Consider the following 26,919-nt stretch of genomic DNA (forward strand, 5'->3'; position numbering starts at 1 on the left):
TTTGTTATCCGCGCGGCTTGCCCAGGAACCAATAACCGATGGCGGTGATGCGGTCTTTGTCGAACCCGATCCGATCACGGAAATGCTCACGTGCCCCGGTTACGGCTTGCGCTTCGCCTGCGATCCAGATGTATCCCTGACCTTTTGGCAGGTCGATCGAGCGGGCGATCTCGGCAAGGCGTGTGATTTCTGGCGTGGCGCCAAATCCGGTATGCCATCTTGCCACCGCAGTTGCAGCCGTGATGTGCGGCTGCTCGTCGCCTGCGACAGCGACCTCGAGGTGCGCAAACGTCCGCAGTGTCGGCGGTGTTTCCTCGACGATCCGCCCGACAGCTGGAAGGCCGGTGATGTCTGCCAACAGGAGTATCCATTCCGCGTCCACCGGCGGCCGAAAACGGCCATCGGGATTGGCGATACCAATCCTATCGCCAACGTCGGCTCCGGCTGCCCAGCTCGCCGCCACACCGCCATCATGGACCACGAAATCCACGGTCATGCGCGCCCTATCGGCGTCCCACCGCCGCACCGTATAGGGACGCATCGGCGACTTCGGAACGCCTTCCGGTGTTCCCCACTTGCCATCGACCTGCCCTGGCAAGGCGATGTCGCCGCACGCGTTGGGAAAGACGAGACGGACCCATTCGTCGGCAAAGCCGGTCGATGTGAACTGTGCGATATCACCGCCACCAAGCTCGATGCGGACAACCGACGGCGAGAGCCGCTCAATCGAGACGACCTCTGCAGCAAAACTCGCATTCATCGCGGCGCTCCCTGCCCTGAGGCGCCTGGTTCCGGCAGCGCCGCAAATCCCCCGCCGGGCTGGCGGAAGACCTCCATGTCGATGCCGTAAATGCGGCGCAGGCTGTCCGGCGTCATGATTTCGGAAGGTCCGCCTTGCGCAAGCAGTTTACCTGAGTGAAGCGCGACGATTTCGTCACAGAAGCGGGCTGCCATATTGATATCGTGCAGCACGACCACAACGCTGATGCTGCGTGCTTTCGCAAGTCGTCGAACAAGAGAAAGAACCTCGATCTGATGAGCGATATCGAGGGCTGCAATCGGTTCATCCAACAACAGGCAATCTGCGTCCTGTGCCACCAGCATCGCCAGCCAGCAACGCTGCCGCTCGCCACCGGACAACGTGTCGACCGCGCGGTTTACAAAGGCTGTAATCCCCGTCATCTCGATCGCCTCATCGACCTTGCGCCTGTCGTCGCTGCCGAAGCGACCGAGAGCCCCATGCCAGGGATAACGCCCAAAGGCGACCAGTTCCTTGACGAGTAGGCCCGGAGCGAACGGCGTCTGCTGCGGCAGATACGCAACCTTGCGGGCGAAGATGCGACTGTCCAATCGGTCCAGGGCAACCCCGTCGTAGAGGATGCTGCCGTGGCTCGGTCGCTGCTGGCGCGCCAGTATTTTCAGAAGCGTCGATTTCCCCGAGCCGTTGTGGCCGATCAGCCCATGAACCTGCGGCCCCTTCAACGCGAGGGACACTGGTCCGAGTATCTGCCGGCCGCCCACAAGGCATGAGACGCCCTCGACCTTGAAGCAGGGCGCTGCACAGACGCCGGACGCCTCACGGACACTCAAGCAAACAGTCATGCGCGCCTCCACATCAGCACGAGAAAATACGGACCGCCGACCAGCGCCGCGAGCAGCCCCGCCGGGATCTGCCAGGGAAAGATCAGCAGCCGACCCAGCCAGTCCGCCAGCACCATGATCGTGCTGCCGGCAATGGCCGCGGCGACAAGATGTGGCAAGGCGCGGCTGATACCGACGGCACGCGCCAGGTGGGGAGCAACCAAGCCGACGAAGCTCAACGGGCCGATCACAATCGTTGCACCGGCCGTCATCAAGGCGCAGGCGACAGCGATACAGCCACGGGCCTGGCCGATATTCATTCCGAGCGAGCGCGCGGAACTCTCCCCAAGCGGCAAGACATCAAGCCAGCGCGCGAATAGCGGAGAGGCAAACAGCGAGACCGTGGCGATACATGCAGCGGCAATAGCGGTGTCCCATGTCACGCGATAGGTGGAGCCGGACATCCAGGAGAGCAGAAATGTCCGTGACGAGCCGCCGGTGGCAATGAGCATTTCGCTGAGCGCGGCCACGATCGTTCCGAGCGCCACGCCGGCAAGGATCAACCTTTGCGGCGAAAACTCTGTTGTTCGGCTGACGGCCAACATGATGATCAGGCTCAACCCGGCCGAAGCTGTGGTTGCGGCCGTTAGCGAAGCAAGACCGAAGCCGGGCAGCACCACCGTGAGAGCGATTGCGCCGAGGCTTGCGCCGGAGGATATGCCGAGGATTTCTGGACTTGCGAGCGCGTTGCCCGTCATCCGTTGGATCATCGTTCCGGCCAGACCAAGAAGGGTTCCCGCCGATAGCGCCGCCAGAACGCGCGCGCCCCGCCATCGCGCAACGAAATCGGCAGCGTCGACCCCCGCGACCGTCCAGCCGCCCATTGTCTTTCCCACAGCAAGCGCTCCGAGCAAAGCCAACCCAAGGACAGCCAGCCCCATCGAAACTGCCAGCCACGGGCGATCGAGCCTGCGGGCTGCGGCGAACGACACCGCTGGTGGAGCGGCAGCGTTTCTCAGTCCTGGAAGGAGGACGAGAAGGAGCGGCGCGCCCAACAACGCGGTGGCGACCCCGGTCGGCAGCGTCGTGTTACCGATTGCAACCTGCTGCACCAATTGGTCAGCCAGCCAAAGCAGGCTACCTCCAAAGGCAGGCGCCCACAGCAAACGCTCCTTCAGCCGCCTTGCGCCGGCGAGGCTGACAAGCGTGGGGACCGCGAGGCCAACAAAGGCGATGACGCCAACGGCTGCGACGACGGAGGCGGACAGCGCCACGGCAACGAGAAGGGCGACTGGCCGAAATCCAGCCATTCGCAGCCCGAGAGATTGCGCCCCCTCATCGCCGAGTTCCATCAAGGCCAGCGGACGCGTGAGAAGCAGCGATACGATGAACGCACACACCAGGCGCGGGGCGAGGAACAGAACCTGCGACCACCCGCTCTGTTCGAGCCGACCGGACTGCCAGACGAACAGTTCGGAGAGATATTCATGATTGTAGAGGACCGCGACGCCTGAGATGGCCCCGAGCGTCATGTTGACGACCAGCCCCGCCATCACAAGCGAGAGTGGCGAACTCTGGCCTGAACGGGCTACGGCAAAAACCGCGGCGGCCGCAAGCAAGGCGCCTGCAATGGCGACCGTCTCCCGGCCATGATCCAGAAGCCAGGGTTGCCATAGGAGTGCGATGACGAGAGCGAGTTGCGCGCCCGTCGAGATGCCAAGCGTCGTCGGCTCCGCCAATGGGTTTCGCAGGACCTGCTGCAAGAGGGTCCCGGCGAGCCCGAGCGCGGCGCCCGCCAGGATACTGATCGCGATCCGCGGCAGATGGGAATAGACGAACAACAGCGAAGGAACATCCCCTCCGTCCGCTGCCCAAATCGCGTCCGGCCACTCCGCGATCGGCACCAGACCGGTCAGCAAGCGAACGCTGAACAACAGTGCCAGCCCGGCCATTGATAGAACGAGCAAACCGGGGGAAACGCGCAAAACCCTGTCGTTGCGAGTTGGAAGGATGTTAACCGGCATCGGGCTTTTCACGTGCGAATTCATCGACAAGCATCTGTGAGAAACGCACGGCCGTCGGAAGCGCCCCATACATGGCGACATCGGGAAACAGCCTGACCTCCCCGGCCTTGACTGCGGGAATGGCGTTCCAAAGCGCGCTTGTCTTCAGGGTTTTCAGGGCGCGCTCCGTCTTCGCTCCGTCGCCGAGAACGAGCATGCGAGCAGAAGCGATCGCCGCGAGCTTCTCGATGCCGACATAGTCGAAGCCGTTGCTGTTGGTCGGTGCGGCCCATGCGTTTGCAAGCCCGACATGGGCCACGACATTGCCGGCAAAACTGTTCAATCCGAAGACATTCGCAAAGCGGCCATTGCTGTGGAGGTAGACGCAGAGGACAGGCGGGTGGCGCGGCGCGGACAAAACAGCCCGGTTGCGGGCGAGCGTCTGTTCCATCGCCGCCAGCAGGCTGCCGTCAGCCAAGCCGGGAAACGCCGTGACGACGGTTCGGGCAAAGCCCGCACACCGAGCGAGCTGATCGCGGCGGCCACCATGAAGATCGGTGACGACGACGTTGGAAATTCGGCGCAACTGTGGTTCGACCATTTTGGTGTAGCTGCTCGTGTAGATGATCGAGGGGGCAAGGGCATCGATCAACTCGAGGTTCGGCTCCCAGGGCGCACCAAGATCGTGGATAGGAGCCCGCGCCGCAAAAGCCGGGTTGGCAGAAAGAAAGCGATCGCGCTCAGTGATGGCGATCGGCGCCACCCCAAGCGAAAGCAGCGTTTCCGACGATGCCCAATCGAGCGCAACCACGCGAGCAGGAACAGCGTTCGGCTGCGCAGCCACGTCGCCGGCAACCAATGGAATGAGCGACGCTGCCCTTAGCAATGTCCGGCGGGTTATCGGCAAGACTGTCGCCCGATCCTTTCTGGAGCACAGATCGGGAGACCCCTTCGCGCAAAGGTCTCCCGGCATCTTTCTCACCACTTGTATTTCAAGGTCCCCAGCACCGTGCGCCCTTCTCCCATATTGCAGGCGAGGGTGAAGAAGCAGCTCGCGACATAGGACTTGTCGAATAGGTTGGTGACGTTCAGGTTGGCACTGAGGCCATTAAGCTCTGGATTGCGCTTGCCGAAATCATAGCTGAGCGCCGCATCGAAGAGCGTGTAGGAAGGTACCTTGAAGGTGTTGAGCGCATCGCCCCATGACGCGCCGGTGTAACGCACGCCGCCGGCGACCCCCACTCCTTCGAGCGGGCCAGCCTCCACCTGGTAGTCCAACCACAGGGACGCCATATGCCCGGGCACGCGAATGAGCTGTTTGCCCTCGGTCGCATAGCTCCCTTCAGCCGTCGCCTTGGTGACTTCCGAGTTGAGGTAGGTATAGGCGCCGATGAGGCTCAGGCCATCGGTCAACTCGGCAACGGCTTCGAACTCCAGACCGCGTGACCTGACTTCACCGATCTGTGCCGATTTGGTGATATCGGCCGGATCGGCAGTCGTGACGTTGACCCGCGTGAGATCGAAGGCCGAGACGGTGAAGAAGCCGTCCCAACCCTCCGGCTGGAACTTCACGCCAACCTCGTACTGCCTGCTCTTTTCCGGTTCGAACGCCTTGCCGAAACGATCCTCGCCGACGACCGGATTGAAAGATTCCGAGTAGCTGACATAGGGTGCGATGCCGCTGTCGAAGACATATGTCAGACCGGCGCGTCCGGTTAAAGCGGACCAATCGCTGTCCTGCAGGGCCGTTGCCGTCTTGGGATTGGTCGGTATACCCGGATCGCCGTTCCACAGATCATCCACCTTTGCCGAAACCCAGTCGTGCCGAAGGCCAAGGGTCAGTCGCCAGTTTTCGTACTCGATCTGATCCTGCGCGTAGAGACCGAACTGGTTTGTCGTGGTCTCGGCGTCGACCCAGGTGTTCCATCTCGAGAAGTCGATGGGGCTTCCGTAGGTCGGCGCAAAAATGTTCTCGATCCGAGGGCCTGTTCCCCATTTCTCGTCACGCGTCGCCCGGCTCCAGGCATAGTCGAAGCCGAAAAGGACATCATGGCCAATCGCACCGGTCTCGAACTTGCCGTTCAGTTGGTTGTCGATGCCGACTGTGTCGCCGAAGGCATGCCGGAGCTGCCAGTTTCTCGCGATGGCGGTGTTGCCTCCCGTCTGTGGGCTGAACAGCAGGCCGCTGTTGCGCGCGAGATAGTTCTCCTGGTTCTCGAAGTTGGAATAGCGGACGTTCTGCTTGAAGCTCCAATCAGCATTGAACTCGTGGAAGAACTCGTAGCCGAAATTGATCTGCTCCTGCGTTTCCCGGTCAAAATCCGGTTCCCCCAGGAAGCGTTCCATCGGCATCCGACCATAGGGGCTGGTGCCGTTGACCGCCGCCCACGGGTAATTGGTAACGGCAAGCGCATTGTTTTTCTGATAAGAGCCAAGCACCGTGAGATACGTCCCCTCGTCCGGCTTCAGCGTGACGCTGGGAGCGAGCAGCAGGCGATCGTCATCCGTGTATTCGACGTTGCCGTCGGCGAGGCGACCTAGTCCGACGAAACGTCCGAGGATTGCACCTTCGGCATCAAGCGGGCCGCTGACGTCAAAGGCTGCCTGCCTGTGGCTCTGAGTACCGAGCGAAAGCTGAGCCTCACCGCGCGCGTCTTCCGTTGGACGCTTGGAGATCATATTGATCATGCCGCCAGGCTGGTTCTGGCCATAAAGCACTGAGACCGGACCTTTGAGGACCTCCACGCGCTCCAAACCGTAAGGCTCGGCCGCCATGATACCGAAGTAGCTGAACGGCGTGTTGCGAAGGCCGTCAAGATAGGTATTGGCGAACTGGCCTCGGATAAAGATGTTGTCGGCCGCGACCACGGCGCCGCCATAATCCGAGCGCACGCCTGCGCTGTAGCGCAACGTCTCGTCCAGCCTGTTTGCGGCCTGCCGATCGATGCGATCGCGCGTGATGACCGAAATCGACTGCGGCGTTTCGAGCAAGGGCGTATCTGTCTTCGTGCCCGTCGATCCGCGGGTGGCAACAAAGCCGTCAACCGGACCCCATGGATTTTGACCGGTCACGCTGATCGTCTGCAACGCCGTCGCCCCGTCAACGGTAACGCCGCCGCCAACGGCGCCTGGCTCGGAGATCGCAACGGTCCGCGGATTAGTGAAGGTGTAAGTCAATCCCGAGCCGGCGAGGATCTTTGCAATCGCCACCTCGGGCGTTGCGCGACCGACAATGCCGGAGGTGTGTTTGGCCGAAGCGATAGACGGCACATAGGTGACCTGAATGCCGGCCTGCCGACCGAACCTGGCGAGCGCGTCACCGAGCGGCCCGGCCGCGATCGAAAAACTGGCCTCGGTCGACTGCGCCTGTGCCGGCAGCGGCGCCACCGCAGTGCCGCCGGCCACTGCCGTCGACATCAATAACGCAGCGGCAAACGCTCTGCCTGCCCGCTTGTTGTTCTTGCCCAAACGCCCCATTTTCTGCCCTCTTCTCACTACGCTTTCGCTCAGAAGGCCGAGCATTCGAACGACGTGCCGGCACCCTCTGATAGGGAAAACGGCGGCCACCAGAAAATTTTCACTTTTTTCTCAAGTTTTTTTAAAACGGTGAGATGACCGTCAGGTAGGGGGTAACGCTGCGTACCCTGCCGCCGTGAGGCTGGACAACGGCTTCGAGCGCCAACACAGGATCGCGCAGATCGTAGACACCGCTGACGAGACGTCTGCCAAACGAAGGGCTGGTTATCACGACCTCGCCCTTCTTCCATCGTGCGATGCGTGCGACGACGGCCGCGACAGTCTCGCGCTCGACGACGACCATCCCGTGCCGCCAGCTGGCAATCTGGCTTCGATCCTTCTTGCCGATCGATACGGACTGATCGCCTTCGGCAAAGGTCAGCCACTCGCCTTGCGCCAGATACGCAGGCGCGATTGCGTTGTCCGGCGGCAGATCCACGCCCACGAGGCCGTGGTCAACAGCTATGGTCAGACAGTCCGCATCGCTGCTCACATCGAACGCCGTACCGAGCGCAGTGGCTGTCACGCCTGCCGAGGTGACGCGAAACGGCCTTGTTTCGTCCGGCGCTACCTCGAAAAATGCCATGCCCTGAAGCAGTTCGATCTCTCGCCGCTGCGCTGTAACCGTCAGGGTGATAGCACTGTTCGGTCCAAGTGTGGCGAAACTGCCGTCAGGCAATTCGAGGCGACGGATCTCGCCGGTCGCGGTCATCGCGTCGGCCCTCGCTTGAAGGATAAGGCGTGGGCCGGAAGAGGCTGCAGCGACAAGTCCGGCGGCGCCAACGAAGCTGCCGACCATCAGCACGCGCCGGGAAATCGAGAAGGCGGCCTTGCGATCGGCCCTTCGTCGATCCGTGAGAATCTTGCCGGTCATGCCGTGGATTTCCAGAGCTTCCGACCACGCCTTCTCCTGTGCGGGGCCGCGCGACAGCCAACGACGCGCAACGTCGAGGGCAACCGGGTTTTCCGGGTCGCTCTGAATGCGGATCAGGAGATCCACCGCCTCATCGAAAAGCCTGTCCTCTTCGGACACGTCATCCTCCATTTGCGTGCCTCCATCACCGCATCGGGTCGCCCTTGTACCGCGCCCATATACGAAAACGCGGCAGCGTGAAGGATTTTCACAGTGCCGCCGGGAATTCTATAGATCCTGCAGCCTGATACGCACATGCCGGTAGGCATCCCGGATCAGTGCCCATGTGCGCGTGGTTGAAAGACCGATCTTTTCAGCGACTTCAGCGATCGTCAGATCTTCCAGCCGGTAGAGTTCGAAAGCCCGCCGAGTGCGCTCGGGCAGTTCGGCAAGAGCCGCATCGGAAAGCGCCAGTCGCTGCTTGTCGTAGAGCGCTGCTTCCGCCGATGGCCTGGGATCGGCAATCGCCGTGAACTCCGCATCGGGAATGTGATCGACCGGTGCAGCCTGCTCGCGGCGATGGTAATCGATCGCCAGATTGCGGGATATCTTGAACAGATACGCTCTGGGATTGTTCTGATTGCCCTTGGGGTTTGCGCCCATCAGCCGTACGAACGTGTCCTGCGTCAGGTCTGCCGCCGTCTCTTCCGACAGTCCGCGCCGGCGCAAGGAACCCGCGAGTTCCCGTGCATGCCGCCGGAAAAGATTATGAATATCCCAGGCCAATTAGAAACGTCCCCGTGAGGCGAAACCGCACGTCGGCTCGGGGTTGCGGCTGCACGAAGTCGCAGAGCCGTCGCACTGCCGTTCGGGCATCGGTTTTGGCTGCGTGTAAGAATGCATTTGCAGAGACCTGGGCATCGATCATCACATTTCGAACTGGCCCTTCTTAAGCCAGAAGCCGAATTACCTAGCAAGAACCATTAGTTACCGCGCGGTTTCGCCAGGAGATACCCGATCGATTAAAACATGTGTCTTTTTGTCATGTTTATCAACTCGATAGCCATCCGACCTGGTTTTTCGGACGGTGAGCACTCCTGGGGGTCACAGTCTTTTTCTAGAATCGCGTGTCATTAACGCAACATTGACGGAGGACCGAGCCACCAGACGAACACGAAACGGCAAGGCAACGAGCTATGCCTCCACCGGTTAACGAGGTCATGCTGATGCCGCGTCGGGTTATCCTCTGCGCACTTGTCCCTCCATTCTGCTCTTTCCGCACCCGTCGCCACGTGTAAAAAAGTGAAGTGAACCTTGCCAGCCGCCGAGCGCAGCATCTCGGCCGACAGGTCGACATCGCCGAGGATCCTGACACAGCGGTCGTAGTAGACCGCCCCTGCCCTTGTCAGTTCCACCCGCGGGGTCGAGCGATGGAACAGCTGCACGCCGCGTTCCTTCTCCGGCGACTGGATCTGACAGGCCGGCTGGGCGATATGCCCCCCGTGCCGCGGCGCGACCGAAATGCGGCTCCTCGGCAACCGCCACGAAATAGCTCAGCTGGCGAAGTTCCATACCGTTCTTCGTCTTCCGAAGAGACACGCGCGTGCAGGCAAGCAGGACGAAATACGCCCAGCGAACAAAGCGGAATCATTGATGCTAATATCGATGCAGTGTGTCCACCTAGCGTCCAGGTATTTTGCCAATACCCCGTATTGAAATATTCAGCGTCCCCTCACCGAACGCCCTGCGGCTGGGCCTCCAACATCGGAACGGCGTCGAGGAGCATCTGCGTATAGGAATGCTGGGGCGCGGTGAAGATTCGGGTCGCGGTCCCCTGTTCCACGATCTCCCCATGACGCATCACCACGACGCGGTCGCACAGATGGTGGACGACGGACAGATCATGGCTGATGAATAGAAGTGTGATGTTGAGTTTTTGGCGCAGCTCCATCAACAGATTGATGACCTGTGCCTGGATCGACACATCGAGGGAGGCGACGGGTTCGTCGCAGATAATGACCTCGGGCTGCATTGCGAGCGCCCGGGCGATTGCTATGCGCTGACGTTGACCGCCCGAGAACTGGTGCGGATAGCGATCCGCCATCGCCGGATCGAAGGCGACGGCGCGCAGCCACCTGTTGACGTAGTCGCGGGCACCGCTGCGTGTGCAGAAACCGTGCGCGATGGGCCCATCGGCCAACGACTGGAAGATCGTACGGCGAGGATCCAGCGAGGCGAAAGGATCCTGGAAGATCATCTGCACGTGGGTGCCGAGCTTGCCCGTCGCCGAGCGCACGGGCTTGCCACCGATGCTGATCGTCCCTGACGTCGGCGCATAGATGCCGCACAATATGCGTCCGAGCGTCGATTTGCCGGATCCGGATTCCCCGACCAGGCCGAGGATCTCGCCGCGGGAGATGGTGAGGTCTGCGGATATCACCGCATGGACCGGACGGAGGTCTCGCGCCAGCCCCCAGCGCATGGCGAGTGCCCGCAGGTAGCCAATGGGTGGGGCAAAGACCTTTCCGACCGCCTCCGCCCGCAAGAAGGCGGTATCGGCTGCAGCACCGATGGCAGCGCCGCCAAGCCCGCTCAAATCCATCGGGCCGGCTGCCTCGGTCGCAGCGGACGCCAGCGGCTCGCCGGGCTTCGAACGTGACGGCAACGCGTCCAGCAAACCTTGCGTATAGGGATGCTGCGGATTGTGCAGGACCTGCCGCGCGGGGCCCTGCTCGACGATCTTGCCGCGCCGCATGACCGCTATGGTGTCGGCAATCGTGGAGACGGTGGCCAGGTCGTGGCTGACCCAGATCAGGGATATTCCGATCTCGGCGACCAGCGCTTTCACCATGCGCAAAATCTCGGCCTGCACCGAGACATCGAGCGCGGTGGTCGGCTCGTCGGCAATCACAAGCTGCGGACGATGGAGAAGAGCGATGGCAATGGCGACCCGCTGCCGCATGCCGCCGGAGAACTCGTGCGGGTACTGGTCCACCTTGCTTTCCGGATCGACGATCTTGACCCTCGCCAGCGCCTCGACCGCGCGGCGGCGTATGTCGGCGTCCGATACCTTCTCGTGTGCACGAAGTGCCATGCCGATCTGATCGATGATCCTGACCACCGGGTTCAGCGTCATCATCGGGTCCTGGAACACCATGGAGATGTCCTTGCCCCGGATCTTGCGCAGCGCCTTTTCATGGAGGCCGACCAGTTCGCGTCCGTTGAAGCGGATGGAACTGCCCGGCTGGATGCGGCCGGTCTCGTCCAGCAGGCCGATCAGAGAGAAGCCGGTGATCGACTTGCCCGAACCGCTTTCGCCAACCAGCCCCATGACTTCGCCACGCTTCAGCGTGAAGGAGATGTCATCCACCGACTTGACGGTGCCTTTTTCGGTCTCGAAATAGGTCCGCAGATTGCGGACATCCAGAAGATCATTCATTTGCGCAGCCTCGGATTGAGCTGGTCCCGGATCTGGTCGCCGACGAGGTTGATCGCCATGATCAGGGCGATCAGTGCGACGCCGGGATAGATCGCGATCCAGTAACGCCCGGACATGAGGTACTGGAAGCCGTTGGCGATCAGCATGCCGAGCGACGGTTCCGTCGGCGGCAGACCGACGCCCAGGAAAGAAAGGGTAGCTTCCAGGGATATGGCGGAGGCGATCTGCACCGTGGCGACCACGATGAGCGGCGGCAACGAGTTCGGCAGAATGTGGCGGGTGATGACGAACCAGCCGCTCATCGGAACGGAAAGGGCCGCCTGGACATAGTCCTTCTGGCGCTCGGCCGCCGCCGCGCCGTGGGCCGTTCGCACGAAATAGGCATATTGGGCAAAGACCAGGGCGAGGATCAACTGCGACTTGCCCTGGCCGAGGATCGCTGCCACGACGAAGGCCAGCAGGATCGCCGGGAAGGAAAGCTGGATGTCAACGATGCGCATGATGACGGATTCTGTGCGCCCGCCGACATAAGCGGCAAAACACCCCACCACTGCCCCGATCGAGAAGGCGATGGCACCGGCCACCAGACCCATCTGCAGGGAAATGCGCAGGCCGTAGACGATGGCCGAAAGCAGGTCGCGCCCCTGGCTGTCGGTGCCCAGCAAATGCACGATGCCGGTGGACCCGACATAGCCCGGCGGGCGGCGGGCATCGCGCAGCACCAGCGCCTTCAGGTCGTAGGGGTCCTGAGGCACGAGGAACGGCGCGAAGATCGCCAAAAGGATGATGGCAACCACCACCGCAAGGGCGGCGACCGCAACCTTGTTGCGGCGGAACATGCGCCAGAACTCGGCGAGCGGCGAGACGGATCTTACCGCACTGGCTTCCATCGACATCTCAGCGTCTCCCCTGCCGCAGGCGTGGATCAAGCACCGCATAGGCGAGATCCACGCATAGATTGATGACCACGAACAGCGCCGAGACCAGCATCAGGTAGGCGACCATGACAGGCCGGTCGAGCGAGGTGATGGAATCGACGATCAGCTTGCCAAGCCCGGGCCAGCTGAAGATCGTTTCGGTGACGAGCGCGAAGGCAAGCGTCGACCCGAGCTCCAGTCCGAACACGGTGACCAGGGGGATCGAGATCAGCTTGAGCACATGTCGGCGCAGGATGGTTCCCTCGGAAATGCCGGCGGCGCGCGCGAACTTGATCGTGTCGGTCAGCATCACCTCGCGCGTACCGGAGGCAGCCAGCCGGCACATCATCGACAGCTTGAACAGCGACAGATTGAGGGCCGGCAGGATGAGATGCGACCAGCCGTCCAGGGTAAGAAAGGAAAACGGAATACCGAACAGATCCGCCGTTTGGCCGCGTCCGCCGGCTGGAAGAATGCCGAACTGCACGGCAAAAACCATGATCAGCATCAAACCGATCCAGAAGCTCGGCACCGAAAAGCCCAGGATCGACACCGCCATGATGGCCTTGGAGAGCAGACTGTCGGGCTTGTAGCCGGCATAGACTCCGAGCGGAATGCCGATCAGGGAAGCAAACAGCACCGCGATCAGCGTCAACTCCAGCGTCGCCGGCAGGCGCTGCGCGATCAGTGTGACGACCGGCATATTGAAGACGAAGGATCGCCCGAGATCGCCGGTCAACAGACGCTGCAGGAACTGGAAATACTGCTCCCACAGGGGCAAATCGAGCCCATATTGCGCGATGACCTGCTGGCGCATTTCCTGCGTCACGTCGGGTGAGATCAGAACGTCAACCGGATTCCCGATGACGTAGACGCCCATGAAGACGAGCATGGACATGATCAGCAGCACGAAGAACGCCTGTCCCAACCTGCGAAATATAAAGGATGCCATGTCTGCCTCTGGGTGGATGCATAAGGGAGCTGGACGCCCCCGAGGTTTCAGTGCCAGCCGTGCTCGATCTCGTGGCGCGTCTCCTCGACGCCCACCTGCCAGATCGCCAGCATCTCCGCGTCAGGCCGCTGGAAGACGCCGTGGTAGTTGCCTTCAGCGATACGCTCGCGCTTGCGGCCCGCATCGACGCGCGCGGCGGCAGCAAAGTCGATCCGTTCCTTCTGGAAATTCGGGATGGGCGCACCCTCCAGACGGGTCCAGGGGAAATTCTCCATCCAGCTCGCATGTGAGGCCGCGGGATCGATCTCCAGCACCTTGGCCATGGTCTTGGGCGCACGCCACCAATCATGCAGCTTGACCGAGCAGTCACGGTTGCGGTTCAGCCATTCGCTGATCACCGGATTGATCGGCGTGTTGCCGCCATGCCCGTTGACGACGAGGATGCGTCGGAAGCCGGACCGATAAAGGCTGTCGAGCATGTCCTCGAACACGCCGATATAGGTGCGCAGCGACAGGGTCACCGTGCCAGGGAAATCGGCAAACCCCGAGGCCATGCCGTAGGGCAGGCATGGAAAGACCGGCACCCCGAGCGGCGCGGCCGCTTCCACGGAGACACGCTCGGCCAGGATCATGTCGGTGGCGAGACTGAGGTAAGCGTGCTGCTCGATGGAGCCAACCGGCAGAACGCACCGATCATCCTCCTTCACCCGCTCCTCCACCTGGCTCCAATGCATGTCCTGAATGCGCATAGTCCGTCCTTTTCGCTGCTCGGCCACACCCTCAGGACGTCGCCCATCCTGGCCATCAAATGGGAAGCCTCTTCCTGAATTAGTTCTTTATGGATCAAAAATTACGGTTGACGCAAGGGTTTTACGCCAAATAAGGTTCCATTTGAGATCAATATCTATTTTGCATGGGATGGCGGCATGGACGAGGCGATGCGTCAGGCACTGTTTGAGGGACGGGCCGGCCGGGAGGAACCCTTGGTCACGCCCGACACGAAGATCGACGCCCTCATGCATGCGAAGCTTTGGGACAATCCCTGCTGGTTCTCGTACCGGCTGAACTTTCTGGCTCTTCATTTCAACAACCCGGTCTACGGCTATATTCAGCAGCAGTTGGGCCTGCTTCGGCCCGACTTCGTGGTGCTGTGGTCGCTCCATCTGGGCGGAAGCTCGACGATGACCGATGTCGTGCGCTCTTCCGGTTTCCCGAAGAACACGCTGAGCCGTGCGGCGAACAAGTTGACACGATTGGGCATGATCGATCGCCAGACCGACCCTGACGATCAGCGCCGCATCACGCTCGATCTGACCGAAAAGGGCCGGGAAGCAGTGGACGCCACCAAGGGCATGATGATCGAGCACGAGCGGCGCATGCTGGAGTGCCTCAGCCCCGCCGAGCGGCTGAACCTTTCCGAAATTCTGACCAAGCTCGTCACTGCATCGGGACAGTGGCCGCAAATGATCGATGGCGACCAACCGGACGGGGACCTGTGATCAGCGAGAAGATCGGGCTCGAGGTCGAACGGACACGTCCGCACCAACCAAATTACAATGAGAGAGGAACACAATGCCAATAAAATCCATACTCCGCGCGGCCCTGGTGGCCACCATCCTGTCCTCACCCGCCGCAGCACTTGCCGCCGACCTGGTGATCGCGACGAAGAACGGCCCAGCCTCCATGGACCCGCACTTCACCGCGACATCCGCCAATGCCGAGGCGACCAAGCATATCTTCGACACGCTCCTGCGCTCCGGCAACAACCTTGAGATCCAGCCGTCGCTGGCCACCAGCTGGCAGGCGCTGGACGATACGACCTGGGAGTTCAAGCTGCGTCAGGGCGTGAAGTTCCATGACGGCTCCGACTTCACTGCCAAGGACGTCAAGTTCTCCATCGAGCGCATCCCCAACGTCACCGGGCCGAACCCCTCGACCATCTACGTGCGGCGCGTGGCCACCGTCGAGATCGTCGACGACTACACGGTGCGCGTGAAGACCAACGGTCCCGCACCCACGCTGCCCAACGATTTCATTCGCCTGTTCGTCGTTTCCCACAAGGCCGCCGCTGACTACTCGACCAAGGACAGTTCCGCCGAAGGCTTCAACACCGGCAAGGCGACGATTGGCACTGGCCCCTACAAATTCGTCAGCTGGGCGCCGACGCAGGACCTGGTGCTCGAGAAATTCGACGGCTACTGGGACGGCCCCCAGCCCTGGGACAAGGTGGTGCGCAAGGAAATCCCGAACGACGCTGCCCGCGTCGCCCAGCTGAAGGCCGGCCAGGTCGACCTTATTTCCAAGGTGCCGGCGACCGATCTCGCCAGCATCGAGTCCGATTCCGCACTGCAGGTGATCAAGACGGAATCGATTTACATCCCCTATCTGGAGTTCGACTTCCGAAAGGACTCCCCGCAGGTATGGGACAATGGTGGCAAGAAGCTCGACAAGAACCCCTTCCTCGATGCGAAGGTGCGTGAGGCCTTCGACCTGGCGCTCGACCGTGAAACCATCGTGGAATTTGCGCTCGAGGGCATGGGCGTCGTCTCCACACAGCTCGTCAGCCCCAACATCTTCGGCTACAACAAGACGATCGCTGCGCCGGCCTTCGACGTCGAGAAGGCGCGCAAATTGATGGCCGAGGCCGGATACCCGGATGGCTTCAAGGTTGCGCTCAGCTATGCAAACGATCGGATGCCGACGGAGCTTGGCCCGACCGTCGCCCAGATGCTGGCGGCGATCAATGTGACTGTCGATGTACAGGGCGTGCCGGCGGCAGTGTTCAATCCGGCCAAGACGCGTGGCGAATATTCGCTCTACATGGCGTCCTGGGGCACGCTCACGGGTGAAGCCAACTACATGCTGTCATCCCTCATGCACACCAACGACGCGGCCAAGTCGCTCGGCGCCTTCAACGTGCGCGGTTACTCCAATCCGCAAATGGACAAGCTGATCGAGGGCGCTGCGGTCGAGATGGACGAGGGTAAGCGCCGTGCCATGCTCGAGGATGCGAACCTGCTGGTGGCGAGCGACCGGCCGGATCTGCCGCTGGCCACGAACCTCTCCGCCTGGGGCGCCAAGGCTGACACGGTGACTTACGATCCGCGCTCGGACGAGGACACGCTGGCGATGGATGTCCATCCCAAGCAGTAATCCCGTCAACTTGCTTTTGGGGCACCGGTCAAAGGCCGGTGCCCTTTCTCGTAGAAATCGGAGAGTCCCATGACGAAATTCGCCCTTGCCATCCATGGGGGTTGCGGCGTGATGGCCAAGCTTGACCTCAGCGAGGCCGAATGGATTGCGGCCCGCCGGGACCTCGGGCGCGCGCTGAAGGCCGGCTACGCTGTCCTGGAACGCGGCGGAAACGCCATCGACGCGGTGCAGGCGGCCGTCGTCGTCATGGAGGACAGCCCGCATTTTAACGCCGGACATGGTGCGGCACTCAACGAGAACGCCATCCATGAGCTGGATGCGTCGATCATGGACGGAAAGACGCTGGCCGCCGGTGCGATCTGCGCGTCGCGCCGCATCCGCAATCCGGTGCTTGCGGCGCGCGCCGTCCTCGAACACGGAGACATGGTCATGCTTGCCGGCCCCGCGGCGGATCGTTTTGCCGAGGCCAGGGGACTGGCAGTGGAGGAACAGGCCTATTTCACCACCGAGCGGCGCAAACAGGCGCTGGCGGCGATGAAGGCACATGTTGCCGCCGGCACCCAGGTTGCCGCCAGCGAGTCGGAAAAGCACGGGACGGTGGGCGCGGTTGCACTTGACCAGCATGGCCACCTGGCCGCCGCGACCTCGACCGGCGGCTACAACAACAAGCCCGACGGACGGATCGGCGACAGCCCGGTCATTGGCGCGGGCACTTATGCGCGTGATGGCGTCTGCGCCGTCTCCGGCACCGGCAAGGGCGAATTCTTCATCCGCCATGTCGTCGGCCACGAGGTCGCCGCGCGCATGGCCTATCTCGGCGAGGATGTGAGGACGGCTTCGGCAAAAGTCATCATCGAGGACATGAAGCCACATAATATCGGCGCCGGCCTGGTCGCCGTCGGCGCTGACGGCACCGTCGCCGCACCCTACAATACCGACGGGATGTTCCGTGGCTGGGTCACCGAAGAAGGCGACTTCTATGTCGCCTCGCATGCGGAGGTCATGGCGTTGACCGGCGATTGACTGTCCACCTAACAGGCTGAGGCATGACGCCAATCACGGTCGCCCGTGCGCCTGTCCTTCGTCATCGCCTCGCCCACGACGCCAACCGGAACGAAGTTCGGGTTGGGTTTCGCAGAAGCATTGGGGAAGCCAGCGGATGACCAAGTCACGATCTCGAAGATCGTCGCGGCGTGCTGCCAGGAACGCGCTTCTGCGGTAGGCGATCGGTTTTCGGGGCCAATCCAACCCGTCAATTCAGGCCGGCCCGGGCAAGCCCCTCGATGAGGCGCGCCCGATCCTCGGCGCGCACGAAAGAAGATGTAGCTCCGACAGCGTGCCGTGAGATGTCGGGGACGAGCGACTTGAGGCGTCCGAGCAAGTCCGTGGCAGCCTCCTCATTGCCCAGAAGTCCGGCACAGGCCGTGCCGATGACCAGTGGGACCGCGTGGCCGGACCGCAAGCGATGCGCCTCTCGTGCGTAGCTCAATCCGAGTTCGTAATCGCCGCCCTGGAAATAAGCCATGGCATAGTAAAACTGAAAGTCGCCGAGAAAAGCCTCGCGCGGGCTCAGTCTGAGGGCGTAGTCGATGCATGGAATGGCGGCCGCCGCGCGGCCCCCGTTGGCATGCGCAAGTCCCAACTGGCCATGGGCAAACGCGGAGTTGGGGTTGATGGCGACAGCCTGGCTGATCGCTGCCATCGCCAGGACATTGTCGCGCGTCGCAAAGGCTATCATCGCCTGCGCAAGGTACGCCCACGGTTCCTTATCGTCCGCGGCAATGGCTTGTTGGACGAAATCCCTGGCTAGGGCCATGGCGAATCCCATGTCCTCCCACCCCTGGAACGCGCGCCACATGGTAATCCAACCTTTCATGGCGAGCGCCTGGGCATAACCGGGAGCCAGTCCGATTGCCCGATCGAGCAAAGGGAGCATCTTGCCGCTGCTCTCCTCAGACAGTTGCGAACACAGGAACATCGCCCGTACGACACATTCCCAAGCATCAAGGCCACGATGCGGCTTGGGGCTTTCGCGGGCATGCTCTGCCACCAGGAGTTCCGGCCCGATGCGACCGACGACGCTTGCGGTGATTTCGTCCTGAATGACGAAGATGTCGCCAAGGTCGCCGTCGTACCTCTCGGCCCAGAGCTGGACTTCGGAGGCCGCATCGATGAGCTGCGCGGTCACCCTCATCCGGTTGCCGGACTTGCGGACACTCCCCTCGAGAATATAGCGGATCCCGAGTTCGCGCCCGATGGCGCGCACATCCACGGGCTTTCCCTTGTAGGTGAACATTGTGTTGCGGGCGATCACGAAGAAGCCCTTGAGCTTGGATAACGCGGTGGTGATGTCCTCGGTGAGCCCATCGCTGAAGAAGTCCTGCTCCGGGTCGGGGCTCATGGCGTTGAACGGCAGCACTGCAATGGATGGTCGGTCCGGAAGTGCGGGCCTTAGCGATACCGTTCCTGCTGTCGTCCTTCCCAAAAGCGCGCGGTACAGTCGCACGGGCCGCTCCATGTTCTTGAGCGCGCGTTCGCCGAGGTACTCGTAGTCGCAGTCGAGCTTGCCCTGGAGGTGATCGTACGCCGTGCCGGAAATGCAAATGCCGCCTGGATCCGCCAAGGTCTGGAGGCGGGCCGCGATGTTGACGCCTTCGCCGTAGAGATCCCCATCAACCTCATGGATCACATCACAGAGATTGACGCCGATCCGAAAGATGATGCGTTGCTCCGTCGGGATATCCGCCTGGTTTTCGGCAATCCCCTTCTGAACGGCGACCGCGCACGCGACGGCATCGACGACCGAGCCGAACTCCACGAGCGCACCGTCGCCCATCAGCTTGACAATACGGCCCCGATGGTCGGCCAGTAGCGGATCGATCACCTCCCGGCGCAGAACCTTGAGGGCAGATAGCGTCCCAGGCTCGTCATGTTCGACGAGGCGGGAATAGCCGACGACGTCAGCGGCCAAGATCGCGGCCAGCCGCCGCTCTGCTCTTGCAGTTGCCATGGCTGTCTCCCCTCAGGAGATCCGCCGCATGAAGCCCAGGCGATTGACGCGACATGCACCATCCGGGGGCCTGACACCACGCCCGTGCTGGTTCATGTTACCACTGAGACGGTCATGTGGCGACGCTCCATCAGCCACGTGTCCCAATCTCAGGATGGTCCGGAGTGGGGTTTTCTAAACCCTGCCGATCCCCGTGTGCGTTTCTGGCGCCTTGAGGTACCAATCAGCATCCAGCGAACATGCCTCGATGTAGTCTATCTTCATCTCGCTAGGGATCGCACCAAACGCAACCCGGCTCTCCGCCCCTCACCTACGTTGGACCTCGTCGAAGAGAGCTCCGTGCATGGCGAGCCGCTGCTGCAACTGACCCTCGTTGGGCAGGCGATAAAGGCGCGTCTGTTGCAATAGTTTTACGCTCGCGATTGCTGCCTTCGTTATGTTTTCTACAGCAACGAGTGGCAGATGGGAGCGTCGACCGTGGTCTCCTTCGTGCCGACCGCCAGCATTCATGCGCAACATTTTCGGGTCTCGCATCGGCCTTTGATAGTTTCGATCCCGGCCATCATCTCGATCGCCACAGTTGCCACGAATGCGATTCACGCGGAGGACTTGTTCGAAGTTCGGCCCGTAGCCGGGGCTACGGGCCGTTTTGCGGAGATTTATTCCTCGATGTCGACCTTCTCGAAGCGGTGCGAGCCCAAGGGCTCCATCACATAGTTCGTTACCTTCTTCGACATCGGCAGCACAACGGTGGAGTGGGCAATCGGGACCCAGGGCGCCTGGTCGCTGATGATGGCCTGTGCCTCTTCGTAGAGTTTCGTCCGCTCGCCTTGATCCGCGCTGGTACGCGCCTTCTGCAAGATCTCGTCGAGCGGCTTGGAGCACCAGTTGGCATTGTTGCTGCCGCCGACGCCGGAGCAGCTGAAGAAGTAGCTGAGCAGATTGTCAGGATCGCCGTTGTCGCTGGTGCCGCCCAGGATGATGGCGCCATCGCGCGCCTTGTCCCGCGACTTCTTGAGGTATTCGCCCCATTCGTAGGAGACGATCTCGACGCCGATGCCGACCTTGGCAAGATCCGCCTGCATCAGTTCTGCCGCACGGCGCGCGTTCGGCATATAGGGACGGCTGACGGGCATCGCCCAGATCTTCATCTTCAGATCCTTGACGCCGGCGTCGTCGAGCAGCTTCTTTGCCGCCTCCGGATCGTAGCTGTAGCCGTCGATCGAACCGTTATAGCCCCACATCGTCGGCGGCAGGACGCTCTTGGCCATCTGTCCCATGCCCTGATAGACGGAATCGACAATGGCCTTGCGGTCGATCGCCATGTTGATGGCGCGGCGCACCTCCAGCTTGTCGAACGGCGCGACCAGGGTGTTCATCGCGAGATAGGAGACGTTGAGACCAGGCTGTTCCAACACGGTCAGGTTCGCATTTGCCTTCAGTCCAGCGATGTCGGCCGGCGCCGGGTACGGCGCGACATGGCATTCGCCCGCCTGGAGCTTCTGCATGCGTGTCGTCGGATCGGTGGTGATCGCGAAGATGAGGTTGTCGATCTTCGGCGCGCCGTCCCAATAGTCCGCATTGGCCGCAAAGCGAATTGCTGCGTCCTGCTGGTAGTCGACAAATCGGAACGGCCCGGTGCCGACCGGCTTGCGGTCGAGGTCTTCGCGCCGTCCCTCAGCCGCCAGCTTGTCGGCATACTCCTTCGACATGATCGAGCCGAAGTTCAGGGCAAGCTTTGCGGGAAGCGACGCGTCCGGCTGCTTCAGCACGAACTTGACGGTCTTTTCATCGACCTTGACGATGTCCTTGATCACCGATGGCATGTCCATCGCGTTGAACATCTCCCAGTTCGCACCGGGAAAATAGCTGTTCCACGGATCGGTCTTGTCCAGCTGGCGATGATAGGTGAAGAGCACGTCGTCGGCGTTGAAATCACGCGTCGGCGTGAAGGTGTCCGTCGACTGGAACTTCACGCCCTCACGCAGTTTCAGCGTGTATTCGAGATTATCGTCGGAAATCGTCCAGCTTTCGGCGAGGCCCGGAACGACGTTGGTCGTACCGCTTTCGAATTCGGTGAGGCGATCATAGATCGTTTCCGCCGAAGCGTCCCACGTGCTGTTGGCCGAATAGAGCGCTGCATCGAAGCCCTCGGGCGCGCCCTCTGAGCAATAGACGAGTGTCTTGGCCATGGCCGGCGTCAGGGCGAGGCCCGAAAGCATCGTTGCAGCAAACAGAGAAACAACGGTCTTGCGCGTCCGCGCGAATTTCAGAGTCATTGACGTATCCTCCCTCGGGAATGGAATGCGAAATGTCCGGCAAATGTCTCGCCGGCAGGTCAATCAGCTTTGCCCGCAGTCGTGCCGAGGCCGCGGCCGGGCGCCCAGACGAGATCGGGTGCGGTCCAAAGCACATCGTTGCGGATCAGTTTCACGAGTTCGCCCGCCTGCAGGTCGAGGAAACGCTCGCCCTTTTCTGCCGTTGCGCTGCGCGGATCGCCCCAGGTGCCGGTTACCGGCGCGCGCTCGGCGAAGGAATAGAACCGCGATACGTCCGCCGGCACATCGACAGGATGCTGCTGGTTGCCATAGGCCTGGCCGAACATCTCGGTCTTCACCGCGTCGGCGGCGATCGCCAACATGACGGATGCCTCGCCTTCGCAGGCATGATGCGCACCGGTGTCGACCTCGAAGATCTTGCCCGTCTCTTCCGGCGCCAGCATCCACGGCGTCGTGGCGACGATCGGCATGGCGAACTCGACCGCGAGTTCACGCACGGCAACCGCGAGCGGATCCATGTTGCCGCCATGGCCGTTGACGATGAACAGCCGCGAGAAACCGAGTGTCTTCAGCGAGCGGACGATGCAGCGGATGACGCGGCTGAGCGTATCGTAGTCGAGCGTTATGGTGCCGCCGAAAGGAAGGTGGTGTTCACTCATGCCGAGCCAAAGGCCAGGCAGAACGGCGACCGGGATGTCGTTAGCGACCAGATGGGCGGCACGAATGGCCGCAGCCGATGCGCTGGCGGTGTCGGTAATGACCGGCAGGTGCGGGCCGTGCTGTTCCAGCGAGCCGATCGGCAGGATGGCGAGCGCCCCCGGCTTGCCGGCGATTTCGCGCAGGCTGGGGGCGGTCATGCGCGCCCATTCAACTTCCTTCGTCATGTCAGGCCCTTTCATCAGATGTCCGGATCGCAGGCGCCCGGACCGCCATGCACGCGACTGCGTCTGGCAACATTGCGAAACATGCGCAAACGGCAGCCGGCAGAGGGCGCCGATTTGCGCTGGTTCAGGTCACTGTTTTCTCCGGCAAGCGATGAGTCGGGTTTCGGCTGAGCGCCGCGGAGCGAACGGCGCCAAGTTTGCACAGTCGGAAATATCAATCAAATTATTTTTCGTATAAGAAAATTATATTTCTTAAAATGCCCACCTGGCGCAGCAAACGACATTGTACCGCTCCGCCGCCGCCCATGCGGACGGACGGCGAATGGCAGCTCTGGCGCTCGCTCGCGCCTCAGCCCTGGGCCAGATGACACCGCGCGTGGCGCACCCCATCCCCGAGGCGCCGCAGATCCTGCGGCGCCTCGCAGCCATTGGCGGCCTTGCCGCATCGTTCCCGGTAGAAGCAGCCGGTCGGCAGTTTGCGGTTGTTTGGAAGCTCCCCGATCCGCACCTCGGCAAGGGTCGGCAGCGGCGTTTCGAAACTCGGAGCCGAGGCCAGAAGCGTCCGGGTGTAAGGGTGCCGCGGATTGCCGAGAACCGCGTCGGCCGGACCTGATTCAACGATCTGGCCGAGATACATCACAGCGACGTCGTCGCAGAAATGGCGCACCAGCGCGACGTCGTGGGAAATAAGCAGGTACGTCAGACCCCGCTCCCGCTGCAACTTCAAGAGCAGGTTGACGATCTGCGCCTGCACCGACACATCGAGCGCCGACGTCGGCTCGTCCAACACCATGAGATCAGGATCCGTGCTCATGGCACGGGCGATTGCGATGCGCTGGCGCTGGCCGCCCGAAAATTCGTGGGGCAGCCGATCCAGATGTTCCGGCCTCAAGCCGACGGCGGCGGCCAGTTCCGCCGCTTTGGCATGCAGTTCGGCATTGCTGTGTCCGCCGCGAATGTGCAGCGGTTCGCTGATCAGCCGCCAGACCGGCAGCCGCCGATCGAGCGAGGATTGCGGATCCTGGAAAACGATCTGCATCTTCTGCCGCAGGTCGCGCTTCTGCCTTCCCTGTGACGCCTGAAAATCCTGGCCGTCGATCGCCACCGAGCCCTTTTCGTACGGCGCAAGCCCGATGATCGCCTGGGCGAGCGTGCTCTTGCCGCAACCGGACTCGCCGACAATGCCGAGGCTTCCGCCGCCGCGAACCTGAAGGCTGACTCCGTTGACGGCGTGCACATGTGAGGTGGCACGGCCGAGCCAGTCTCGGGATGCCGGAAAGCGGACAGTGAGATCGGAAACCGCCAGAACCGGTGGGGCTATCGTGTCAATACCTTCGGTCATTGCCGGCTCCCCTGCTCTGCTATTTCCGGCCCGACACCTCGCCGCCAGCACGCGACCTCTCGACCATCGGCCCCCGCCAGTTGCGGAGACCGGGATCGACAGAGGTCGATCGCTTCCTTGCATCGCGGCTGAAAATAGCAGCCGGCAGGCGGATGCATCAGGTTCGGTACCGCGCCGGTGATCGCTTCGAGCTCCTGCTTCGGCGCCACCCGTTCCGGCAGACAGCGCAGCAGCGCCTGGGTATAGGGATGCTGCGGCGCATCGAGAACGGTTCGGGTCGCGCCATGCTCGACGATCCTTCCGGCGTACATCACGTAAAGCCGGTCGCAGAGCTGCGACACGACCGCGACGTTATGCGAGATGAAGATCACCGACGTCCCGGTCCGGCGCGCACGGTTCTGGATAAGCCGCAGGATCACGGCTTGCACAGTGACATCGAGCGCAGTCGTCGGCTCGTCGGCAATGATGAGGCCGGGATTGCACGAGAACGCCATGGCGATCAGCACCCGTTGGCGCATGCCGCCGGAGAGCTCGAAAGGGTATTGCTTCATGACGCGCTCGGGGTCGCCGATCAGCATGTCGGCGAGAATATCCCGCGCAATGCGCCTCGCATCCGGCAAGCTTGCCTCCTCGTGACGCATGATGACGTCGGTCAGTTGTTTGCCGATGCGGATCGTCGGGTTGAGCGCGTTCATCGGCTCCTGGAAGATGGTCGAGACCATCTTGCCGCGCACGTCCTGCAGCTGGCTGTCGTCCATGGTCAGCGTGCTATGGCCAAAGAGCCTGACGGATCCGCCGGTGATCCTGTAGCGTCCTTTGGGCAGCAGTCCTGTGGCCGCCATGGTCGTCACCGATTTGCCGCAGCCGGACTCGCCGACGATCCCGACGATCTCTGCCTTTGCGACGTTGATCGACACATTGTCGAGCGCCTTGATCGCGCCGCTGAAGGTTGGAAACTCCAGCGACAGATTGTGAATGGCCAGCGCCTGGCCGCGAGATTGGACGGTATCTGTCATCATCTGCCCCTAAGGCGCGGGTCGAGCATATCGCGGATGCCGTCGCCGACGAGATTGCATCCCATGGCCGTGATCAGAATGGCGAGACCGGGGAAAGTGGCGTACCACCACTGATCGAGCATGTAGCTGCGGCCGCTGCTGACGAGCGCGCCCCATTCCGCGGTGGGCGGCTGCGCACCGAGGCCGATGAAGCTGAGGGCGGCCGCGATCAACACGACCCCGCCCAGATCGAGTGTCGCCTGCACGATGATCGGCGACATGGCGTTTGGCAGGATATGCCAGCGCAGAATGTAGAACGGTGAGGCGCCAAAGGTGCGCGACGCCTTGACGAAAACCTGCTCGCGCAAGGAAAGCGTCTGGCCTCGGGCCAGGCGCACGTAAGCTGGAATGCGCACGATCGCCACGGCCAGCATGGAGTTGAACAGGCTCGGGCCAAGGGCCGCCGCCAGCGCCATGGCCAGCACCAGCGCCGGCAAGGCAAGGACGACATCCATCAACCGCATGATGGCGGTGTCAATCCGCCCGCCGACCACGCCGGAAAAGCAACCGATCAGCACCCCGATCGACATCGAAATCAGCACAATCATGAAGGCGGCGCCGCAGGACGCCCTTGCCCCGTAGATCACCCGCGAGAACAGGTCGCGGCCGACCTCGTCGGTACCGAACCAATGGGCAGCACTCGGTGGCAACAGGCGCGCCGTCAGCGCGACCTTGTCCGGGTTGTAGGGTGCGATCACCGGCGCGGCGATGATCATGATGAGGACGAGCAGGATGATGGCAGCGCCGACCAGGGTCAGCGGGCTCCTGCGGCTGAGATACCAAAGGTAACGCAGGCGCTCGGAGATGGACTTGCTACTGCGCATCGCGGGGCTCGCCGCGGCAGGTTCGGTCGGCATGACGACGGACATGATCAGACCTCCCTGATCTGTGGATCGGCGAGCATGTAGGCAAGATCGACCAGAAGGTTGATCAGCACATACCCGATGGAAGCGACGATCGTGAAACCCATGATGGCGGGAAAATCGAGCGTCTGAATGGAGGTGACGACGTAGGTGCCCATGCCGGGCCAGGCGAAGATCGTCTCGGTCAGTACCGCGCCATAGAGGAGGTCGCCTAGCGCCAGCCCCAGCAGGGTGATGGAAGGGATCAGCGCGTTTCGGAGCGCATAGTTGAAGATGATCATGCCTTTGCGCAGGCCACTGGCGCGCGCGGTGCGAATGTAATCTTCCTGCAGGACATCCAGCATCGAGGCGCGTATCTGGCGGGTGATCACGCCCATATTGGCGAAGGCCAGCACGAAGCCCGGCAGGATGATGTGGTAAACGGCGCTGCGGAAGGCGTCGAAACGGCCTTGCAGCAGAGAGTCAATCAACAGGAACCCGGTGATGCGCTCTGGCGTAACAATGCCCATGGCCAGACGGCCGCTGCCGGGCAGGATCTGGAACTTGGCGTAGAAGAAGTAGATCAGGATAAGACCGAACCAGAACACCGGCATCGAGATGCCGCAGACCGAGACAGTGCGCGCAATCTGGTCGATCGGACCGTCCTTGTAGACCGCCGACAGCACGCCGAGCGGCACACCCAGACAGATCGCAATAAAGAGCGCCACGGTTCCAAGCTCCAAGGTCGCGGGCAGGAAGGTGCGGATATCGCCGGCAACAGGGCGGTTGGTGCGAAGCGATGTCCCGAGATCCCCCTGCAGCAGATTGCCGATATAGATGGTGAACTGTTCGACGACAGGTCGATCCAGACCCAGGTTGCGCCTGACGTTTTCAAGCGTTTCGGCGCTCGCCCGGTCGCCCGCGATCATGCGCGCCGGATCTCCCGGTATGAGATGCGAGATCGTAAACGTGATGATGGCGACGCCTAACACCACGAAAAGCAGAAGTACCAGACGCGGAATGATGATGCGGGTGATTGCCATGAACGTCGGCCCTTCCGGCAGGAGAACCCTGCCTTGCCTGGGAAACGATG

General features: G+C 62.0%; 21 protein-coding genes and 1 pseudogene. 3 read left to right on the plus strand and 19 right to left on the minus strand.

What is annotated here, in order from left to right; genetic code table 11:
- Nucleotides 1-4: 4 nt before the first annotated feature.
- From LPJGGPFB_RS23670 to LPJGGPFB_RS23720, 12 genes and pseudogenes are all read right to left on the minus strand, one after another.
- On the minus strand, nt 5-760 hold the full coding sequence (locus tag LPJGGPFB_RS23670; protein WP_173422426.1) for a siderophore-interacting protein: 756 nt from the start codon (nt 758-760) through the stop codon (nt 5-7).
- Nucleotides 757-1,602, minus strand: a complete 846-nt coding sequence (locus LPJGGPFB_RS23675) for an ATP-binding cassette domain-containing protein (RefSeq protein ID WP_173422427.1) — start codon at nt 1,600-1,602, stop codon at nt 757-759. The genes LPJGGPFB_RS23670 and LPJGGPFB_RS23675 overlap by 4 nt, the downstream gene beginning before the upstream one ends.
- Nucleotides 1,599-3,605 (minus strand): Fe(3+)-hydroxamate ABC transporter permease FhuB, encoded by a 2,007-nt coding sequence (gene fhuB / locus LPJGGPFB_RS23680; protein ID WP_173422428.1) that lies wholly within the window; start codon nt 3,603-3,605, stop codon nt 1,599-1,601. Before fhuB ends, LPJGGPFB_RS23675 begins: the two co-directional genes overlap by 4 nt.
- Nucleotides 3,595-4,491 carry an ABC transporter substrate-binding protein gene (locus LPJGGPFB_RS23685; protein WP_173422429.1) on the minus strand — a complete coding sequence of 299 codons (897 nt, stop codon included), beginning with the start codon at nt 4,489-4,491 and terminating at the stop codon, nt 3,595-3,597. The genes fhuB and LPJGGPFB_RS23685 overlap by 11 nt, the downstream gene beginning before the upstream one ends.
- A 71-nt stretch (nt 4,492-4,562) precedes the next feature.
- Complete coding sequence (locus tag LPJGGPFB_RS23690) at nt 4,563-7,061, minus strand: TonB-dependent siderophore receptor (RefSeq protein ID WP_173422430.1); 2,499 nt, start codon at nt 7,059-7,061, stop codon at nt 4,563-4,565.
- 121 nt (nt 7,062-7,182) lie between these two features.
- Complete coding sequence (locus tag LPJGGPFB_RS23695; RefSeq protein WP_173422431.1) at nt 7,183-8,145, minus strand: FecR family protein; 963 nt, start codon at nt 8,143-8,145, stop codon at nt 7,183-7,185.
- A gap of 96 nt (nt 8,146-8,241) precedes the next feature.
- Complete coding sequence (locus tag LPJGGPFB_RS23700; protein WP_173422432.1) at nt 8,242-8,739, minus strand: sigma-70 family RNA polymerase sigma factor; 498 nt, start codon at nt 8,737-8,739, stop codon at nt 8,242-8,244.
- Between the two features lie 527 nt (nt 8,740-9,266).
- Nucleotides 9,267-9,525: pseudogene (locus LPJGGPFB_RS33190) on the minus strand (LysR family transcriptional regulator); the annotation flags it as partial.
- Nucleotides 9,526-9,685: 160 nt separating this feature from the next.
- Nucleotides 9,686-11,392 carry a dipeptide ABC transporter ATP-binding protein gene (locus LPJGGPFB_RS23705; RefSeq protein ID WP_173422433.1) on the minus strand — a complete coding sequence of 569 codons (1,707 nt, stop codon included), beginning with the start codon at nt 11,390-11,392 and terminating at the stop codon, nt 9,686-9,688.
- Nucleotides 11,389-12,288, minus strand: a complete 900-nt coding sequence (locus LPJGGPFB_RS23710; protein WP_173422434.1) for an ABC transporter permease — start codon at nt 12,286-12,288, stop codon at nt 11,389-11,391. The genes LPJGGPFB_RS23705 and LPJGGPFB_RS23710 overlap by 4 nt, the downstream gene beginning before the upstream one ends.
- Nucleotide 12,289: 1 nt before the next feature.
- Nucleotides 12,290-13,261 (minus strand): ABC transporter permease, encoded by a 972-nt coding sequence (locus LPJGGPFB_RS23715; RefSeq protein ID WP_173422435.1) that lies wholly within the window; start codon nt 13,259-13,261, stop codon nt 12,290-12,292.
- Nucleotides 13,262-13,308: 47 nt separating this feature from the next.
- On the minus strand, nt 13,309-14,010 hold the full coding sequence (locus LPJGGPFB_RS23720) for a creatininase family protein (RefSeq protein WP_173422436.1): 702 nt from the start codon (nt 14,008-14,010) through the stop codon (nt 13,309-13,311).
- A gap of 177 nt (nt 14,011-14,187) precedes the next feature.
- Here LPJGGPFB_RS23720 and LPJGGPFB_RS23725 point away from each other — a divergent pair, with 177 nt between their 5' ends.
- The 3 genes from LPJGGPFB_RS23725 to LPJGGPFB_RS23735 all read left to right on the plus strand — a co-directional run bounded on the left by LPJGGPFB_RS23725 (nt 14,188) and on the right by LPJGGPFB_RS23735 (nt 17,437).
- Nucleotides 14,188-14,760, plus strand: coding sequence for a MarR family winged helix-turn-helix transcriptional regulator (locus LPJGGPFB_RS23725; RefSeq protein WP_173422437.1), 573 nt, complete (start codon nt 14,188-14,190; stop codon nt 14,758-14,760).
- A gap of 73 nt (nt 14,761-14,833) precedes the next feature.
- Nucleotides 14,834-16,414 carry an ABC transporter substrate-binding protein gene (locus tag LPJGGPFB_RS23730; protein WP_173422438.1) on the plus strand — a complete coding sequence of 527 codons (1,581 nt, stop codon included), beginning with the start codon at nt 14,834-14,836 and terminating at the stop codon, nt 16,412-16,414.
- Between the two features lie 69 nt (nt 16,415-16,483).
- Complete coding sequence (locus LPJGGPFB_RS23735; RefSeq protein WP_173422439.1) at nt 16,484-17,437, plus strand: isoaspartyl peptidase/L-asparaginase family protein; 954 nt, start codon at nt 16,484-16,486, stop codon at nt 17,435-17,437.
- 229 nt (nt 17,438-17,666) lie between these two features.
- On the opposite strand, the gene LPJGGPFB_RS23740 is transcribed toward LPJGGPFB_RS23735, so the two are convergent.
- The 7 genes from LPJGGPFB_RS23740 to LPJGGPFB_RS23770 form a co-directional block, all read right to left on the minus strand.
- Nucleotides 17,667-19,424 (minus strand): adenylate/guanylate cyclase domain-containing protein, encoded by a 1,758-nt coding sequence (locus LPJGGPFB_RS23740; protein WP_173422440.1) that lies wholly within the window; start codon nt 19,422-19,424, stop codon nt 17,667-17,669.
- Between the two features lie 659 nt (nt 19,425-20,083).
- Nucleotides 20,084-21,703, minus strand: coding sequence for an ABC transporter substrate-binding protein (locus LPJGGPFB_RS23745; RefSeq protein ID WP_427858343.1), 1,620 nt, complete (start codon nt 21,701-21,703; stop codon nt 20,084-20,086).
- Nucleotides 21,704-21,762: 59 nt separating this feature from the next.
- Entirely contained in the window at nt 21,763-22,587 is an 825-nt protein-coding gene (locus tag LPJGGPFB_RS23750) for a creatininase family protein (RefSeq protein WP_173422441.1), read from the minus strand.
- Nucleotides 22,588-22,936: 349 nt separating this feature from the next.
- Nucleotides 22,937-23,929: an oligopeptide/dipeptide ABC transporter ATP-binding protein gene (locus tag LPJGGPFB_RS23755; RefSeq protein ID WP_173422442.1), complete on the minus strand. Its 993-nt coding sequence runs from the start codon at nt 23,927-23,929 to the stop codon at nt 22,937-22,939.
- Nucleotides 23,926-24,945 carry an ABC transporter ATP-binding protein gene (locus tag LPJGGPFB_RS23760; RefSeq protein WP_173422443.1) on the minus strand — a complete coding sequence of 340 codons (1,020 nt, stop codon included), beginning with the start codon at nt 24,943-24,945 and terminating at the stop codon, nt 23,926-23,928. The genes LPJGGPFB_RS23755 and LPJGGPFB_RS23760 overlap by 4 nt, the downstream gene beginning before the upstream one ends.
- Nucleotides 24,945-25,853, minus strand: coding sequence for a D,D-dipeptide ABC transporter permease (gene ddpC, locus LPJGGPFB_RS23765; protein ID WP_234903017.1), 909 nt, complete (start codon nt 25,851-25,853; stop codon nt 24,945-24,947). Before ddpC ends, LPJGGPFB_RS23760 begins: the two co-directional genes overlap by 1 nt.
- A gap of 2 nt (nt 25,854-25,855) precedes the next feature.
- Nucleotides 25,856-26,869: an ABC transporter permease gene (locus LPJGGPFB_RS23770; protein WP_173422444.1), complete on the minus strand. Its 1,014-nt coding sequence runs from the start codon at nt 26,867-26,869 to the stop codon at nt 25,856-25,858.
- Nucleotides 26,870-26,919 lie beyond the last annotated feature (50 nt).

It is taken from the genome of Ensifer adhaerens (assembly GCF_013283195.1).
Classification (GTDB): domain Bacteria; phylum Pseudomonadota; class Alphaproteobacteria; order Rhizobiales; family Rhizobiaceae; genus Ensifer; species Ensifer adhaerens_G.

Coding starts and splice junctions, on each gene's coding strand:
- LPJGGPFB_RS23690 (WP_173422430.1), bottom strand. CDS start 7,061: ATGGGGCGTTTGGGCAAGAACAACAAGCGGGCAGGCAGAGCGTTTGCC.
- LPJGGPFB_RS23770 (WP_173422444.1), bottom strand. CDS start 26,869: ATGGCAATCACCCGCATCATCATTCCGCGTCTGGTACTTCTGCTTTTC.
- LPJGGPFB_RS23715 (WP_173422435.1), bottom strand. CDS start 13,261: ATGGCATCCTTTATATTTCGCAGGTTGGGACAGGCGTTCTTCGTGCTG.
- LPJGGPFB_RS23670 (WP_173422426.1), bottom strand. CDS start 760: ATGAATGCGAGTTTTGCTGCAGAGGTCGTCTCGATTGAGCGGCTCTCG.
- LPJGGPFB_RS23735 (WP_173422439.1), top strand. CDS start 16,484: ATGACGAAATTCGCCCTTGCCATCCATGGGGGTTGCGGCGTGATGGCC.
- LPJGGPFB_RS23725 (WP_173422437.1), top strand. CDS start 14,188: ATGGACGAGGCGATGCGTCAGGCACTGTTTGAGGGACGGGCCGGCCGG.
- LPJGGPFB_RS23720 (WP_173422436.1), bottom strand. CDS start 14,010: ATGCGCATTCAGGACATGCATTGGAGCCAGGTGGAGGAGCGGGTGAAG.
- ddpC (WP_234903017.1), bottom strand. CDS start 25,853: ATGTCCGTCGTCATGCCGACCGAACCTGCCGCGGCGAGCCCCGCGATG.
- LPJGGPFB_RS23740 (WP_173422440.1), bottom strand. CDS start 19,424: ATGGCAACTGCAAGAGCAGAGCGGCGGCTGGCCGCGATCTTGGCCGCT.
- LPJGGPFB_RS23745 (WP_427858343.1), bottom strand. CDS start 21,703: ATGACTCTGAAATTCGCGCGGACGCGCAAGACCGTTGTTTCTCTGTTT.
- LPJGGPFB_RS23695 (WP_173422431.1), bottom strand. CDS start 8,145: ATGGAGGATGACGTGTCCGAAGAGGACAGGCTTTTCGATGAGGCGGTG.
- LPJGGPFB_RS23760 (WP_173422443.1), bottom strand. CDS start 24,945: ATGACAGATACCGTCCAATCTCGCGGCCAGGCGCTGGCCATTCACAAT.
- LPJGGPFB_RS23755 (WP_173422442.1), bottom strand. CDS start 23,929: ATGACCGAAGGTATTGACACGATAGCCCCACCGGTTCTGGCGGTTTCC.
- LPJGGPFB_RS23730 (WP_173422438.1), top strand. CDS start 14,834: ATGCCAATAAAATCCATACTCCGCGCGGCCCTGGTGGCCACCATCCTG.
- LPJGGPFB_RS23675 (WP_173422427.1), bottom strand. CDS start 1,602: ATGACTGTTTGCTTGAGTGTCCGTGAGGCGTCCGGCGTCTGTGCAGCG.
- LPJGGPFB_RS23710 (WP_173422434.1), bottom strand. CDS start 12,288: ATGTCGATGGAAGCCAGTGCGGTAAGATCCGTCTCGCCGCTCGCCGAG.
- LPJGGPFB_RS23750 (WP_173422441.1), bottom strand. CDS start 22,587: ATGACGAAGGAAGTTGAATGGGCGCGCATGACCGCCCCCAGCCTGCGC.
- fhuB (WP_173422428.1), bottom strand. CDS start 3,605: ATGCCGGTTAACATCCTTCCAACTCGCAACGACAGGGTTTTGCGCGTT.
- LPJGGPFB_RS23705 (WP_173422433.1), bottom strand. CDS start 11,392: ATGAATGATCTTCTGGATGTCCGCAATCTGCGGACCTATTTCGAGACC.